This window comes from Aeromonas ichthyocola, assembly GCF_046087985.1.
GTDB lineage: Bacteria > Pseudomonadota > Gammaproteobacteria > Enterobacterales > Aeromonadaceae > Aeromonas > Aeromonas rivipollensis.
Map to the genome: position 1 here is coordinate 407,138 of NZ_JBJSWH010000002.1, position 13,897 is coordinate 421,034.

At 59.6% G+C, this 13,897-nt stretch carries 14 protein-coding genes, 1 tRNA gene, 2 pseudogenes and 1 riboswitch; of the genes and pseudogenes, 10 read left to right on the plus strand and 7 right to left on the minus strand.

From position 1 onward, the window contains the following. The first annotated feature begins 79 nt into the window (after positions 1 to 79). From ACF2JD_RS06560 to ACF2JD_RS06570, 3 genes are all read left to right on the plus strand, one after another. On the plus strand, positions 80 to 1,585 hold the full coding sequence (locus ACF2JD_RS06560; protein ID WP_440987046.1) for a cyclophilin-like fold protein: 1,506 nt from the start codon (positions 80 to 82) through the stop codon (positions 1,583 to 1,585). Positions 1,586 to 1,617: 32 nt separating this feature from the next. After that, a complete protein-coding gene (locus ACF2JD_RS06565) occupies positions 1,618 to 2,811 on the plus strand; it encodes an MFS transporter (RefSeq protein WP_408780379.1) in 1,194 nt (397 codons plus the stop codon). 100 nt (positions 2,812 to 2,911) lie between these two features. Further along, on the plus strand, positions 2,912 to 3,973 hold the full coding sequence (locus ACF2JD_RS06570; protein ID WP_440987047.1) for an alcohol dehydrogenase catalytic domain-containing protein: 1,062 nt from the start codon (positions 2,912 to 2,914) through the stop codon (positions 3,971 to 3,973). 452 nt (positions 3,974 to 4,425) lie between these two features. Here the strand turns inward: ACF2JD_RS06570 and ACF2JD_RS06575 are convergent. Then, positions 4,426 to 4,515, minus strand: a tRNA-Ser gene (locus ACF2JD_RS06575). A gap of 373 nt (positions 4,516 to 4,888) precedes the next feature. On the opposite strand from ACF2JD_RS06575, the gene ACF2JD_RS06580 reads away from it, so the two are divergent. Then, a complete protein-coding gene (locus ACF2JD_RS06580; protein WP_025327791.1) occupies positions 4,889 to 5,806 on the plus strand; it encodes a L,D-transpeptidase family protein in 918 nt (305 codons plus the stop codon). A 19-nt stretch (positions 5,807 to 5,825) separates the two neighbouring features. Beyond that, a complete protein-coding gene (locus ACF2JD_RS06585) occupies positions 5,826 to 6,824 on the plus strand; it encodes a DUF481 domain-containing protein (RefSeq protein ID WP_106886165.1) in 999 nt (332 codons plus the stop codon). Positions 6,825 to 6,888: 64 nt separating this feature from the next. Here the strand turns inward: ACF2JD_RS06585 and ACF2JD_RS06590 are convergent. The 4 genes and pseudogenes from ACF2JD_RS06590 to ACF2JD_RS06605 all read right to left on the minus strand — a co-directional run bounded on the left by ACF2JD_RS06590 (position 6,889) and on the right by ACF2JD_RS06605 (position 9,449). Further along, a pseudogene (locus ACF2JD_RS06590) lies at positions 6,889 to 7,615 on the minus strand (MaoC family dehydratase). A 199-nt stretch (positions 7,616 to 7,814) separates the two neighbouring features. After that, complete coding sequence (locus ACF2JD_RS06595) at positions 7,815 to 8,084, minus strand: RlmF-related methyltransferase (protein WP_440987048.1); 270 nt, start codon at positions 8,082 to 8,084, stop codon at positions 7,815 to 7,817. A gap of 5 nt (positions 8,085 to 8,089) precedes the next feature. Beyond that, a complete protein-coding gene (locus ACF2JD_RS06600) occupies positions 8,090 to 8,749 on the minus strand; it encodes an RlmF-related methyltransferase (RefSeq protein WP_440987211.1) in 660 nt (219 codons plus the stop codon). Between the two features lie 211 nt (positions 8,750 to 8,960). Beyond that, complete coding sequence (locus tag ACF2JD_RS06605) at positions 8,961 to 9,449, minus strand: C40 family peptidase (RefSeq protein WP_025327795.1); 489 nt, start codon at positions 9,447 to 9,449, stop codon at positions 8,961 to 8,963. 276 nt (positions 9,450 to 9,725) lie between these two features. Between ACF2JD_RS06605 and ACF2JD_RS06610 the strand changes: the two genes are divergently transcribed. The 4 genes and pseudogenes from ACF2JD_RS06610 to ACF2JD_RS06625 all read left to right on the plus strand — a co-directional run bounded on the left by ACF2JD_RS06610 (position 9,726) and on the right by ACF2JD_RS06625 (position 11,275). After that, positions 9,726 to 9,974 carry a hypothetical protein gene (locus ACF2JD_RS06610; RefSeq protein WP_440987049.1) on the plus strand — a complete coding sequence of 83 codons (249 nt, stop codon included), beginning with the start codon at positions 9,726 to 9,728 and terminating at the stop codon, positions 9,972 to 9,974. Positions 9,975 to 10,044: 70 nt separating this feature from the next. After that, positions 10,045 to 10,881 (plus strand): 4'-phosphopantetheinyl transferase superfamily protein, encoded by an 837-nt coding sequence (locus ACF2JD_RS06615; protein ID WP_440987050.1) that lies wholly within the window; start codon positions 10,045 to 10,047, stop codon positions 10,879 to 10,881. 16 nt (positions 10,882 to 10,897) lie between these two features. Then, positions 10,898 to 10,954: pseudogene (locus tag ACF2JD_RS06620) on the plus strand (hypothetical protein); the annotation flags it as partial. Between the two features lie 15 nt (positions 10,955 to 10,969). Beyond that, positions 10,970 to 11,275: a tetratricopeptide repeat protein gene (locus ACF2JD_RS06625; RefSeq protein ID WP_440987051.1), complete on the plus strand. Its 306-nt coding sequence runs from the start codon at positions 10,970 to 10,972 to the stop codon at positions 11,273 to 11,275. 172 nt (positions 11,276 to 11,447) lie between these two features. Here the strand turns inward: ACF2JD_RS06625 and ACF2JD_RS06630 are convergent, their stop codons facing one another. Continuing rightward, positions 11,448 to 11,690 carry an Lpp/OprI family alanine-zipper lipoprotein gene (locus ACF2JD_RS06630; protein WP_025327798.1) on the minus strand — a complete coding sequence of 81 codons (243 nt, stop codon included), beginning with the start codon at positions 11,688 to 11,690 and terminating at the stop codon, positions 11,448 to 11,450. A 223-nt stretch (positions 11,691 to 11,913) separates the two neighbouring features. After that, positions 11,914 to 12,567 (minus strand): 3,4-dihydroxy-2-butanone-4-phosphate synthase, encoded by a 654-nt coding sequence (gene ribB / locus ACF2JD_RS06635; RefSeq protein ID WP_106886160.1) that lies wholly within the window; start codon positions 12,565 to 12,567, stop codon positions 11,914 to 11,916. A gap of 104 nt (positions 12,568 to 12,671) precedes the next feature. Continuing rightward, positions 12,672 to 12,831: riboswitch (FMN riboswitch) on the minus strand. Between the two features lie 209 nt (positions 12,832 to 13,040). Between ribB and purU the strand changes: the two genes are divergently transcribed. After that, positions 13,041 to 13,877: a formyltetrahydrofolate deformylase gene (gene purU / locus ACF2JD_RS06640; protein WP_005326970.1), complete on the plus strand. Its 837-nt coding sequence runs from the start codon at positions 13,041 to 13,043 to the stop codon at positions 13,875 to 13,877. Positions 13,878 to 13,897 lie beyond the last annotated feature (20 nt).

Genomic DNA, 13,897 nt, shown 5'->3' on the forward strand with positions numbered 1-13,897 from the left:
ATACCGCCGCGCGTTTTCCATCGGATGCGGTGTCACATGACGTGTCTGCTGCACGAAAGCTGATGTCGGGAGAGCGGCAATGACCACTAAAACACGCACCATACTGCCGGCCTTGCTGTTGATCGCGGTGGCACTGGCCACCTCGGCCATGCTCTTTATCGGGCAACCGCAGATGGGGGCAATCCCTTCAGGCGCACGCCTTGATGTCATCACCCGATCACCCCATTACCAAGGCGGTGAATTTCAGAATCTAGAGCCCACACCTGTACTGACCGGTGACAGCAGTACCCTCTCGATCATCCTGTCGGGGTGGCTGAATCCTGCCAAAGATCTGACTCCCACCACCCCCCTCATTGCCGTCAAGACCGACCTTCACCGTCTCGACCACCATGCGGATCTGGTCATCTGGCTCGGACACTCCTCCTATTACGTCCAGTTGGCGGGCAAACGCATCCTGATTGACCCCGTCTTTAGTGACAATGCCGCCCCCCTGCCCTATGCCAATGAAGCTTTTGCAGGCAGTAATCCGTATAGCGCCGGGGATTTCCCCGACATTGACTACCTGCTGATCAGCCACGATCACTGGGATCATCTCGACTACCCAACCCTGAAGGCACTGCTGCCCAGGGTCAAGGCAGTGGTCAGCGGACTCGGTGTCGGCGCTCATCTGGAGCGCTTTGGCTACCCACAGGCCCGCATCCATGAGGCGGATTGGAACAGCACCCTGCAACTGGATCCCGAACTGACCATCCATCTCTTGCCTACACGTCATTACTCCGGGCGATTGTTTAAGAAGAACCAGACGCTCTGGGTCGCCTTCGCCCTTAAGAGTGTCCGGCAAACCCTGTTCTTCAGCGGTGACAGCGGCTACGGTCGCCACTTTGCCGATATCGGCCGGCGCCTGGGGCCAATCGATCTGGCCGTGCTGGACATGGGGCAATACGACCCGCGCTGGCCACTGATCCACATGACACCGGAGGAAGCCGTCAAGGCAGCAGAGGATCTGCAAGCCCGTGCCCTGATGCCAGCTCATTTGGGCAAATTTGCCCTGGCCAACCACCCTTGGATGGCGCCGCTGGATCGGATCAGCCTTGCCAGCGACGGCAAGCCCTATCGCTTGCTGACACCACGAATCGGCCAGCCCCTCGCCATGGCTAGCCTCCCCGACACCACGGCCTGGTGGCAGCAGGAGTTCGCTCAAAACGTCACCCTCAGCCTCAACGGACAAGACAACATGCGCATCAAGATGACCATCAATGGCCGCACCGCCGTGGCGACGCTCGACGATACGCCGAGCGCCCGGGACTTTTTCTCCCTGCTCCCCCTGACCCTGGCACTGGAGGAGTACGCGCAGACGGAAAAAATTGCCTACCTGCCGCGCAAGCTGACGACTCAGGCGGCGCCAGAGGGGATAGACCCGCAAGTCGGAGACATCGCTTACTACGCACCCTGGGGCAATCTGGCGATCTACTACCGGGACTTCGGTTACTCGAGCGGCCTAATCCGACTGGGACGCCTTGCATCGGGTCTGGATGCCTTGACCGCCCAGCCTTCGGGCACACTCACCATTGAAGCCGTCAAATGACGCACCTCCATCCTTCAATATCAGGTCGTAAAATGAAGACTCATCATGCCGCTGTCGAATCCCTCCCCGCAGTACAAGAACATTGGGGGGCCGTGGGGGCCATGTCCCTCTGCGTGACTCTGCTGATCGCCGCCGAGTTTATGCCGGTCAGCCTGCTGACCCCGATCGCCCGCGATCTCGGTGCCAGCGATGGCCAGGCGGGCCTTGCCATCTCCATCTCGGGTCTCTTCGCCGTCGTCGCCAGCCTGCTGGTCACCCGGGTCTGCGCCCACCATGAGCGGCGTCATGTGCTGATGGTATTGGCACTGGTGATGCTGCTCTCCCTGATCCTGATCGCGCTAAGCCCCAACTTTGCGCTGCTGATGCTGGCCCGGGCCCTGCTGGGCGTGGTGGTCGGTGGATTCTGGGCACTGGCCACCGCCACCATCATGAGGCTGGTGTCCCCCGACTCGGTGCCTAGGGCCCTCGGCCTCATGTACACCGGCAATGCCGTCGCCACCGCCTTTGCCGCTCCGCTCGGCAGTTATCTGGGTGGCATCATCGGCTGGCGGGGCGTGTTCTGGCTGCTTACACCGCTGGTGGTGCTGAACCTGCTGTGGATGGCCGTCAGCCTGCCCTCGATGCAAAGCGATCGCCGCGTGGCACAAGTGCTGGGGCTGCTGAAACGGCCCAATGTGGCGATGGCCATGCTCGGCGTCATGCTCACCTTTGCTGGCGCCTTCTGTGCGTTTACCTACTTCCGACCGTTTCTGGAGACGCGTACCCAAACCAGCCTGCCGGAACTCTCCTCCCTGCTGCTGGCACTGGGAATGGCCGGATTCGTGGGCACCACTGTGGCCAGCGCCACCCTGCATCGTCACCTCTATCGGCTGCTGCGGTGGCTGCCCATGATGCTTGCACTCATCACCCTTGGCCTGCTCGCCATGCAGCACTCCTTCTGGGGCGTCGCGCTGATGCTGACCCTGTGGGGTGCCATCAATGCTGCCATTCCGGTTGCCTGGTCCGCCTGGATAGCCCGGGGGATCCACGATGCCCCCGAGAGTGGCGGCGGCCTCATCGTTGCCGCCATCCAGCTCTCCATCATGCTGGGGGCTGGCATCGGTGGCTGGCTGCTCGATCACTACACCATAGGCGCCACCTTGATTGGCAGCGCCGCCCTGTTGATGGTGGCCACGCTGGTGGTCGGCAGCGGCAAGCGGCTGCAACCCTCCCAGGTGAACGGATGAGGTTCCGATCCCGTGACTCAACCCGCTCAAGACGCCGTGCAGCCCCAGCGTTGCACAGAGATACCCCGGCAACTGTTGCCACCCCATCGGAGAGAACACCATGATTAAATCCGTCAACGCGTATGCGGCCGCCTCGGCCACGGCACCGCTGGCACCTCATCCCATCACTCGCCGACTGCCACGCCCCGATGATGTGGAGATCGACATTCTCTACTGCGGCGTCTGCCATTCGGATCTGCACACCGCCCGCAATGACTGGGGCTGGACCCGCTATCCCATAGTGCCGGGCCATGAAATCATCGGCCGGGTGGTTGCCATCGGCAGCCAGGTCAGCAGATTCAAGGTTGGTGACCGGGTCGGGGCCGGCTGCATGGTGGACGCCTGCGGTCATTGCGAGGCGTGCGAAGAGGGCCATGAGCAACACTGCAGCGAGACAGCAACCTACACCTACGGCGCCCCCGACCGTATCGATGGCAGCCTGACCCAAGGCGGTTATTCCGAGAAGGTCGTGGTCAAGGAGGAATTCGTCGTGCGCATTCCCGATAACCTCGCCTTGCAGGGGGCGGCGCCGCTGCTGTGCGCCGGCATCACGACCTGGTCACCCCTGAAAAACGCCGACATCGGCCCCGGCAGCCGGGTCGCCGTCGTGGGACTCGGCGGTCTCGGCCATATGGCCATCAAGCTGGCCAAGGCGATGGGTGCCGAAGTGACGCTGTTTACCCGCTCGCCCGGCAAGGAAGAGGATGCCCATCGGCTCGGCGCCGACAGGGTCGTCATCTCGACCGATGCCGCCCAGATGGCTCAGGTTGCGGGTCACTTCCACCTCATCGTCGATACCGTGCCCTATGTGCACGATCTCAATGCCTACATTCCCACCCTGCGTTTCAAGGGGTCCCTGGTGCTGGTGGGTTATCTCGGCCCGCTCGAACCGGCCCTGGACAGCATGCCCATGGTGATCGGCGGCAAGGCGGTAGCGGCCTCCATGATTGGCGGTATGGCTGCGGCTCAGGAGATGCTCGATTTCTGCGGCCAACACGACATAGTGTCGGATGTGGAAGTGATTGCCATCCAGGATATCAACGATGCCTATGAACGGATGCTCAAGAGCGATGTGAAGTACCGCTTCGTCATCGACATGGCCTCCCTCAAGGTGGAAGCCTGACAATCCCGGGCAGCCTTCCGAGGTGGCGGCCGCTCGGGTCTTCGCACATGAGAGGAAGAGCGCACAGTCACACAGTGGCGATCGCCGTGAAGCCATGACCTGCGCAGTCATGGCATCTCTGATATTCAAGGGGCCTGGCGCGCCGCAGTGCAACCGGCTTGATCGGGTGCCTACAGCCGGGTCATGGTCGATGACTCGCTTTTTCAGCCGCTTTGCGGCTGATTTTCTGCCATTTTCTGATGGTAAAGGGGCTGCCCTCAGGTGAATGAGGAGTGCGCAGGCGATGAAGATATGTGGATTTCACAGAACCGAGTACGGCAGCTGGCGCTGGTATTACCACCACTTCCTCGCGGGTGTCATGCCTCAGGCTCAATGCCATGCACTATGGCCGTGCACCACAAACAGCACATAAACAAAAAACCCAACCTGTTTGACAAGTTGGGTTTGATAAATGGCGGAGAGACAGGGATTCGAACCCTGGGTGGCATTGCTGCCACAATTGATTTCGAGTCAATCCCGTTCGGCCACTCCGGCATCTCTCCACGGGCCCTCATATTGACCCAACCTGAGTCGGGAAATCAACGTAAATCTCGTTGCAGATCAGACGACTGGCTATTAAACCGTCAGTCTGTGCCGACTCCCCCTCCCCTTGCCAGGCCCAGGCCTGCTTGCCGACGTGCGGCGCCAAGGTGTCAGACATGGTCTCAGGGCCAACCACCCCGGCGCCGATTCAGGCTTATCCGCCTTTCCCCGATAAGCAGGGGACTGAGGGCCGAAAATCCCCCTCAACCTGCCTCAATCCGGCCCGGGAGAAGGGCGGTCCGACGCTGGTAATCCCCGGGCGATTGGTTGACAATCTCCGCTCATTTTTGGGGAGGGAAGCGCTTCCCTCGAGAACTGCCGATAGGAAACACCATGCGCAATACCCGTATCGTCTCACTGCTGCTGGCCGCTGCCAGCCTCTGGACCACGCCGGCCTGGTCGAAAACCTATCCGCTTCCGCCAGCGGACAGCCGTCTCATCGGTGAGCTGGAAGACTACATAGTCCAACCTGGCGATCATCTGGAGCTGGTCGGCAAACATACCCAGATTGGCTTTTTGGCGCTGCTCGAGGCAAATCCGGGGGTTGACCCCTATTTGCCCACACCCGGCACCCGGCTGACCCTGCCAACCCAGATGCTGCTGCCCGATGTGCCGCGGGAGGGCATCGTCATCAACCTGCCGGAGCTGCGGCTCTATTACTTCCCCAAGGACAAGGCGGAGGTGATGGTGCTGCCCATCGGCATAGGTGACATAGGCCGCGAGACCCCTGAGATGACCACCACTGTCATCGCGAAGAATCCGAACCCGACCTGGGTACCCGGCCCCATGGTGCGCAAGTCCTGGCTGGAGCAAAAGGGCATAGACCTGCCGGCCGTGGTGCCCCCGGGCCCGGACAATCCCCTCGGCAAGTTCGCCATGCGCCTGGGCTATGGCAACAAGGACTACCTCATTCACGGCACCAACAAGGAGTTCGGGGTCGGCTTGCGGGTCAGCGCGGGTTGCATCCGGCTGCGCCCGGACGACATAGAGACCTTGTTCAGCCTGGTGCCTGTCGGTACCCGGGTCCAGGTGATCAACCAGCCGGTCAAGACGGCGCTGGAGCCGGACGGTCGCCGCTGGCTGGAGGTGCACTCCCCCCTCTCCCGCACCGAGGAGGAGATGTCCGAGGGTGCCCCGCTGGTGCTCTCCCCCGAGGTCGAGCAGTTCATCGCGGCCCCCGAGATAGATGGCTCCCGGGTGACTGCCCTGCTCGACGACAAGAACGGGCTGCCCCGCCCCATCAGCGGCTAAGACTCTCCCGGAGATCACCATGACGAGATGCGGCCTTCCCCTGCTGGCGCTCCTGTTGACCCTGCTGCCGGGCTCAGCCGCGTTGGCGGACATACTGTGGATGCAGAACGGCGATCGCCTGACCGGCACCATAGAAGAGATCACGGACGATCAGATCCGCATCAAGCCATCCTATAGCAAGGCCCTGACAGTCCAGCGCCATGCCATCAAGCGCTGGCGCCTGGACAAACAGGAGAAACCCAAGCCGCTGACCAAGACGGGGATCCCCTTGCTGGACTCCCCTGACGAAGTGAATGCCTGGCTCCTGACCGGCACCAGCGATCTGAACATCAAGCTCAAGGAGAACACCAAGAAGACCAACAACGTCAACCTCAAGGTCTCCACCGAGCTGGCCAATCTGGACTGGCGTTACAGCCTGGATGGCGAATATATCTACGAGACGGCGAACAACATCACCGACAGCCACGAATACAAGCTCAAGCCCAAGCTCGACTTCTTCTTCGACGACCACTGGTTCCTGAGCTCATCCATCGACATCGACTACAACCTGATCGAGGCCGGATACCTTGAAATCGACTATGCCTCCGGTCCCGGCTACCGCTTCTGGAATGACAAGCGACGCCGCCTGGAGCTTATTAGCCAGCTGGGTCTGGAGCGGGCCTACTTCACCCCTGATGTATGGAGCAACTCGGATCTGTTCGACGAGCGGATCATCAACTACCCCTTCCTCAGCCTGGGGTGGGACTATCGCCAGCCCCTCGAGCTGTGGCAGGAGAAGTTTGAACTCTTCAGCAAGGGGCGCTACGAGAAGTTCATCGACCAGCCCTCACCCTATCTGACCAGACGGCAGTCCATCAGCGGCAGCCTGGGGCTCAGGTACTATTTCAACGATCACCTGCGCCTCTCCTGGTCGAGCGAGCTGGATTGGGACGACGCCTGGCTCGATTATCAGGACGCAAGAACCAGCCTGAGCGAGAAGGAATGGCGCCATATCATCACCCTGGGCGCCAGCTTCTAGGCCCCCCTGAAACGACACAGGCCCACCGAAGTGGGCCTGTGTGTATCGCCATGAGGGACGGGTGTCAGAAATAGATACGGGTGACCGACTCGATGACGCAGCCAGGGCGGCGGATCCCTTCGATCTCTATCTTGATCTCCTTGAGCAGCTCGAGCCCACCCTTGATGGGGGTCACTCTTGACAGCCTGGTACGGGCGCGGATGTTGCTGTCCACCTTGATGGGATACGGGAAGCGAACCTGCTCCAGACCGAAGTTCACCACCATGCGGGCGCTCGGGAATTCCGGCGTCGCCTCGTCCACCGAGCCGGTGAGCTGGGGCAGCAGGGCCAGGGTCAGGAAACCGTGGGCAATGGTGGTCTTGAACGGCGACTCGGCCGCCGCACGCTCGGGATCGGTGTGGATCCACTGATGATCCCCGGTCACCGCCGCGAACTGATCGATCAACCCCTGGCTTATCTGCAACCACTCACCCACATGGGTCTCTTCCCCGATCCGGGCCTGCAGCTCGCCATAAAGCGCAGCGGCTTCGCCCTCCAGCTCGATGACGGGATCCTGAGCCATTGCAGGCTGGCCGTTGGCCACCTGAGCCACGGTGCGCGCTGCTGTTGCTGCCTGCGTTCTGGGCTTCGCTTTGCAAGTCCAGCACCCGTCCCAACAAAGGGTGAAGATGTGCCTTTTGCTGAAACTCACGCCAGTAGTCACGGATCGCCGGAGAGAGCCAATCCTTGAGCTCAAAGGGGTGTTGCGCCAGGATTTCGCGCTTGTGCTTCAGAAAATCGACAACTTTCATGTACCGATCCCTATGATTCAATGCCGGTAAAGAGGTCTAACCAGTCCCATTTTATTAAAGTTACAGCTGTAAGTGCAAAAAAATCTCGGCGTACACCTGTACCAAGGCGGAAGTCACTACTCATATCACATCAAAAAGCATTATCTACCAATGAGGAAATCGATTGCAGTGACGGCTCACTTCTACGGAAACTGTGGCGTCAAGGAAAAAAGGGCCCGCCACGGGCCTTTGTCAACCCCCACTTCAGCTCAGCGGCGGGGCAGACCACCGCACGCATGCCGGCATCATCCAGGAAGCTCCAGGCCAGGACCCGGCTCACCTTGTTGCCCTGCGCCATCTCAAGCACCCGAACCTGACGTGCCCCACCCGAGCCAATGCCTTTTTGGCGGCCGGCAGATTCTCCTTTTTTGGACACCAGCGAGCTGAACCAGAGGCACTGGCTGGCAAACTCCTTGCTCTGATTGATCATCCTGGTCAACGCGCCTCGCCCCCGTCACACCAGAGCTCGGCCTTCTGGCCGCCGAAATTGAGCACCGGCGCCCCCTTCACCTCTTTGCCCAGATTGCGCAGCTTGCGCTCGCTCCCCTTGCTCGCCTCAGCCAGCGAGGCGTGGAAGGGCGGATTGCACAGGGTCAGCGCAAAGCGCTCCTTCGGCCTGATGATGCCGCGAAAGACATGTTCGGCATTGCCCTGCAGGCGACACTCAATCTGGTTGCCAAGTCCGTTGCTTTTGGCCAGCAAGGCCGCCGCCTTCACCGATACCGGATCGATATCGGAGCCGACAAAGCGCCAGCCATATTCGCGACAGCCGAGCAGTGGATAGACGCAGTTCGCACCGACCCCGATATCCAGTACCCTCACCCCCTTGCCGGACAGGCACCTTGCCGGCGCTCTCGGCCAGCAGGTCGGCCACCCAGTGCAGGTATCCACCCGCCCCGGAATGGGTGGACAGAGGTAACCGGCGGGCAGGTCCCAGTGAACAATGCCGTAGTGGTGAGCCAGCAGAGCCCGGTTCAGGGCCTTGACGGCGGCGGGATTGGCAAAATCGATGGTGCGGGTGCCGTAGTCGTTGACGAAGAGACGAAGTGGCCAGCTCGGGAGTCTGCTGGCAGAGCGCCTCAAAGTCGTAACCATCGAGATGGCGATTGCGGGGGTGCAATCCGGATTGCGGTCATTGCTGATGGGATGCTTCATGCTGGGCCTGCCGAGGGTCGAGGGGGCCACACTATAGAGAGTCGGCCAGGGAAAGTCTAAACGAGGGCCATAAAAAACCGGGCTTCGTGGAGCCCGGTTCAAGTGAGGTTGGAAAAACAGTCCGTACTGCGAGCCGTTTGTCCAGCCTGACTCAGATCTCGATCCGGCGTGCCTGCCAGAACTTGCTGCGCCAATAGGAGTTGTCTAGCTTGGAGCGGGTCACCCCGGCGCGGGTGGAGGCGTGGATGAATTCACCGTTGCCGACATAGATGCCCACATGATTGAGGCGGCGGTTGATCTTGAAGAAGACCAGATCCCCTTCCACCAGATCCTGCTTGGAAACGCGGGTGCCTTCATGGACCTGGGAGCGGGTATCACGGGGCAATTCGATGCCGACGGCATTGCGGAACACTTCACGGGCGAAGGCGGAGCAATCTATGCCTCGCTGGCTGCTGCCCCCCATGCGGTAAGGGACGCCACGCCACTCTTTGTATACGGTCAGGATTTCGTTGACATCTGGTGTGGGTGAAACTTCAGGTTCAATCACGGGTTCCATCATGGAAACCTCGATCTTGCTCGCGACCTCGGTCTGGGGTGCAGAAGCACAACCCACCATTCCGAGCGCGACCAGCAGTAGCATCAGGTGGCGCAATCCTTTATCCCCGCAAATAGAGTGAAACTTGTTAAAATGCAGCCCGACAGGGCAATTTATAAGGCAACAGCACCCGACTATATCCAAGAATTCTATCGAGGCAAGCGAAAATCCCTATCAACCTCACATTTTTGCAAGGAAATGCACTGTTTTGCATGATTAATGTGATCATGGCCAAACAATATACAATCGCAAAAGTACCGGTTTTGCCCTGTCAAAACGGATCGTTATCGCTGTTTCGACCTCATTTTAAAGTGAAATATTATGCTCTATGCGGATCTCTATTTGTTAAAACCGGCGCTCATCGACGCCGAGCAGTTGATCAGGCTGCAATCAGAGCTGTCGCCGGACGATGATCGACATTGGCAAACCATGACCCATCCTGAACGGCGCCAGGAATATCTGCTGAGCCGCGCCTGCGGCGCCAGCTGCTGGCCGAGCGGCTGCAGCTGTCCGCCGCCAGCGCTGGTTTTCAACGGCCCTCACGGCAAGCCCACGACTGGTCAGCCATGACTGGCAGTTCAATCTCAGCCACAGTGGCAACTGGCTGGTGTTGGCGCTCTGCCCGCATGGGCCGCTTGGGGTGGATATCGAACTGGGCAAACGGCGGCATCATCCCCTCCCCCTGGCCCGCCGGTTTTATGCACAGAGTGAATATGAGTGGCTCTGCGCACTGCCCGCGCAAGAGCAGGAGAGCGCCTTCTATCGGCTCTGGTCGCGCAAGGAAGCGGTACTGAAAGCCCACGGGGGCGGGATAGCAGCCGGGCTGGAGAAGGTGCGCTTTGTTCCGGAACAAGGGTGGCGACTCGACAACCGGCTCGATGACACCGCTTATCAGGTACAGGATTGGCCCTTTGCCAGCGGTTGGCTCAGTCTCGCAGCGGCAACAACCTCCGTGACGTGTTACCAGCTGGATGAGCGCTTGAATTGCCAGTCACTCAACCCCATGTTAACTCAACACCCTTTCGGAAGAGTCCAACTGATGATCGTCGACATTACTCCCCAGAATTTTCACGCAGAACTGATCGATGCCTCCATGAAGAAGCCGGTCGTCATCTATTTCCATGCGCCGCAGATGCCGGAGTGCCAGGGAATGACGCCGCTGGTCGAATCACTGGTTGGGCCCGCCAATGAGCAGGTCACCCTGGCCAAGGTGGATATGAACGATCCCCAGTTGCAGCCGCTGGCCAGCCAGCTCGGCCTGCGCGCCCTGCCGGCGCTGGTGTTGTTCCATCAGGGTCGCCCTGACGAACAGGCCATTCTGGAAGGACCTCAGGACGAAGCCACCCTGCGCCACTATTTCGCCGCCTTCGCCCCCAAGAAGAGGAAGAGCTGCTGGCCAAGGGGCAACAGGCATTGGCTGACGAACAGGCAGCATCGCCTATGCCCATCTGACCAAGGCCCACCAGCTGGCCCCTGAACGTCACGACATCAGCCTGTGGCTCATTCAGGCGGCGCTCGACCTCAATCTGCTGGATGAAGCGCAGGAGCTGCTCGGCACCATCCCGATGGTGGCGCAGGATAGCCACTTCCAGACCCTGACTTCACGGCTGGCACTGGCCCTGCAAGCAGCAGACAGCCCGAGCTGCGCGCGCTGGAGCCGCCATGCAGAACAGCCGGACAATTTTGCCCTCAGCCAGGAGCTGGCGGTGCAATACAACCAGGCTGGCCGTCAGGAAGAGGCATTGGGACTGCTGTGGACATTCTCAAGCGCGACATGGCGTTTGGCGATGCCAGAGAAGACCTATCTCGATATCCTGACCACCATGGGCAGCACACCCGGCGGCGCAGAGCTATCGTCGCAAACTCTATAGCCTGCTCTACTGATCAGGAATCGAACTGGCTGAGTAATGATGGGGGAGTGCCGAGGGAAATCGGCATTGCCTCATGGGTCAAAGGCGAAGAACGTGCAGTGGGAATAAGGAAAATGACGAATTTCAGGCAAAAAAAAATGGCGCATTAAAATGCGCCATTTTTTCGCATGGATTACTTCTTGTAGGAAGTAGCCATGTTGTCGATGCGCTGGTTAGCACGAGCTGCTTCTTGGTTAGCAGTTGCGATATCAGCAGCCATCTTGGATTGATCAGCACGAACTGCGCTAACATCTTGAGCCAGTTGGTCAACTTTGTTAGACAGATTCTGAACGGAAGTTTCCAGTTCGCTGGTGTTTGCACAACCGCCCAGCAGGGCAGACAGACCAACAACACCTACCAACAACATTTTCTTCATTTTTAAAGCTCCCTTTAACTCGCCAGACGTTTAGCAAGCGGCGTGATTATGGCACAAATAAATACGAGTTTGGATAGGCCCCATCACAGATAAATGCATTAAAACCCTCATTTTTTTTTAAACGCACACTTTCTGTGCAAATCTAAGTCAAAAACGAGTGCTCTGGATGAGGTTCGCACCAAGCGTAACCAAAAAATGCCCTTATTACAATTTCGTATGAAGCTTAAGCCGAACGTTCTGACAGCATTTGACGATATTGCACCAGATCTTCGATGGTCAGCACCGGCATCCGGTGCTGACGACCAAAGGCTACCAGATCGGGCAACCTGGCCATGGAACCATCGGCCTTGGTCAGCTCGCACAACACCCCGTAAGGCTTGAGGCCGGCCAGCTGCATCAGATCGACAGTGGCTTCGGTGTGACCACGCCGGGTCAGCACGCCACCGGTGCGGGCACGCAGCGGGAAGACATGGCCAGGGCGATGCAGATCCGATGGCCGGGCGCCGTCGGCAATGGCGGCCTGGATGGTGGTGATGCGGTCGGCGGCGGAGACACCCGTGGTGACGCCCTGGGCCGCTTCTATGGTCACGGTGAAAGCGGTCTGATAATGGCTGGAGTTCGCCTCCACCATCATGGGCAGCTCGAGCTGGCGTACCCGTTCGTCGGTCAGGCAGAGGCAGACGATGCCGGAGCATTCGCGGATCATCATGGCCATCTGTTCGTTGGTCATGGATTCTGCGGCGAAGATGAGGTCGCCCTCGTTCTCCCGATCTTCATCATCGGCCACCAGCACGCCACGACCGGCACGCAATGCGGCCAGCGCGGCTTCGACGCGGGCAATGGGATCACCAAATTCACTGAGTAGAGACTGATTCATGGTAAGACTCCTAAATAAGACAAGGACCAGAATCAGGGCATGGAAAGGCAGACAGAGATAGGTATGCAGCGGCCGGCCCGCGGGAGCCATGACTGCAATATCTGTCTTATCCTCTTTCATCCGGACTGTGACCGTCGGCTCCGGCATCTCACCGGATCTGCTGACCCCGACCCAGGTTCCAAACCAAGGTCGGGCGCTCGCGGGCTCCCCGAGTCAGATCGGGATACCGCCGGTGGGGAATTTCACCCCGCCCTGAGAATAAGCGCAGACAGCCTAAAGAAAAAAAACGCAGGATACCAGCCCAAAACCCATCAAAGATGAATAGGATGCAGCGCACCGCCGCCCGCTGGCGACTTGCCACTCAGCTGCACGGCGCGCTGTCCTTTCTGATTTTGTTTATGGCATAGTGCCAGCAAAAACGTGCAGCCCGCGCAGACTCGGGCGCCAACACCACAAACGGAATCATGACAGAGATGGAAAAGAAAATACTGCTGACCGATTGCCCCGACGCCAAGGGGCTCATCGCCAAGATCACCAACATCTGCTACAAGCACCAGCTCAACATCAACAAGAACGACGAGTTCGTGGATCACGAAAACGGCCGCTTCTTCATGCGTACCGAGCTGGAGGGGCGTTTCAATGACGAGACCCTGCTGGCGGATCTCGACGACGCCCTGCCGGCGGGCGCCCAGCGCCGTCTGGTCAAGGCGGGCAAGAAGCGCATCGTCATCCTGGTCACCAAGGAGACCCATTGCCTCGGCGACATCCTGATGAAAAACTACGCCGGCGCGCTGGACATGGACATAGTGGCGGTGATCGGCAACTACGACACGCTCGCAGAATTGACGGGCAAGTTCGACATCCCCTTCCATGCCGTGAGTCATGAAGATCTCAGCCGCACCGAGCACGAAGAGCAGGTACGCGCCCTCATTGACGGCTACCAGCCGGATTACGTGATCCTGGCCAAATACATGCGGGTGCTGACCCCGAGCTTCGTGGAAGCCTATCCGCGCAAGCTCATCAACATCCATCACTCCTTCCTGCCCGCCTTCATCGGTGCCCGCCCCTATCGTCAGGCCTTCGATCGCGGGGTCAAGCTGATCGGTGCCACCGCCCACTTCGTCACCGACGACCTGGATGAAGGTCCCATCATAGAGCAGGACGTGATCCACGTGGGCCATGCCTTCAGCGCCGACGACATGGCCAAGGCGGGACGGGATGTGGAGAAATCCGTGCTGAGCCGTGCCCTGGAGCTGGTGCTGAACGAGCGGGTCTTCGTCTACGGCAACAAGACTGTGGTGTTCAAGTAACCCTGTCCGTCGTTCGACGC

What these genes read in the sequence shown, in the direction of transcription:
- ACF2JD_RS06610 (WP_440987049.1), top strand. Translation starts at nt 9,726, where the DNA reads ATGCTCTATGCGGATCTCTATTTGTTAAAACCGGCGCTCATCGACGCC.
- ACF2JD_RS06630 (WP_025327798.1), bottom strand. Translation starts at nt 11,690, where the DNA reads ATGAAGAAAATGTTGTTGGTAGGTGTTGTTGGTCTGTCTGCCCTGCTG.
- ACF2JD_RS06595 (WP_440987048.1), bottom strand. Translation starts at nt 8,084, where the DNA reads ATGATCAATCAGAGCAAGGAGTTTGCCAGCCAGTGCCTCTGGTTCAGC.
- ACF2JD_RS06565 (WP_408780379.1), top strand. Translation starts at nt 1,618, where the DNA reads ATGAAGACTCATCATGCCGCTGTCGAATCCCTCCCCGCAGTACAAGAA.
- purU (WP_005326970.1), top strand. Translation starts at nt 13,041, where the DNA reads ATGGAAAAGAAAATACTGCTGACCGATTGCCCCGACGCCAAGGGGCTC.
- ACF2JD_RS06605 (WP_025327795.1), bottom strand. Translation starts at nt 9,449, where the DNA reads ATGCTACTGCTGGTCGCGCTCGGAATGGTGGGTTGTGCTTCTGCACCC.
- ACF2JD_RS06580 (WP_025327791.1), top strand. Translation starts at nt 4,889, where the DNA reads ATGCGCAATACCCGTATCGTCTCACTGCTGCTGGCCGCTGCCAGCCTC.
- ACF2JD_RS06585 (WP_106886165.1), top strand. Translation starts at nt 5,826, where the DNA reads ATGACGAGATGCGGCCTTCCCCTGCTGGCGCTCCTGTTGACCCTGCTG.
- ACF2JD_RS06570 (WP_440987047.1), top strand. Translation starts at nt 2,912, where the DNA reads ATGATTAAATCCGTCAACGCGTATGCGGCCGCCTCGGCCACGGCACCG.
- ribB (WP_106886160.1), bottom strand. Translation starts at nt 12,567, where the DNA reads ATGAATCAGTCTCTACTCAGTGAATTTGGTGATCCCATTGCCCGCGTC.
- ACF2JD_RS06560 (WP_440987046.1), top strand. Translation starts at nt 80, where the DNA reads ATGACCACTAAAACACGCACCATACTGCCGGCCTTGCTGTTGATCGCG.
- ACF2JD_RS06625 (WP_440987051.1), top strand. Translation starts at nt 10,970, where the DNA reads ATGGTGGCGCAGGATAGCCACTTCCAGACCCTGACTTCACGGCTGGCA.
- ACF2JD_RS06600 (WP_440987211.1), bottom strand. Translation starts at nt 8,749, where the DNA reads ATGGTTACGACTTTGAGGCGCTCTGCCAGCAGACTCCCGAGCTGGCCA.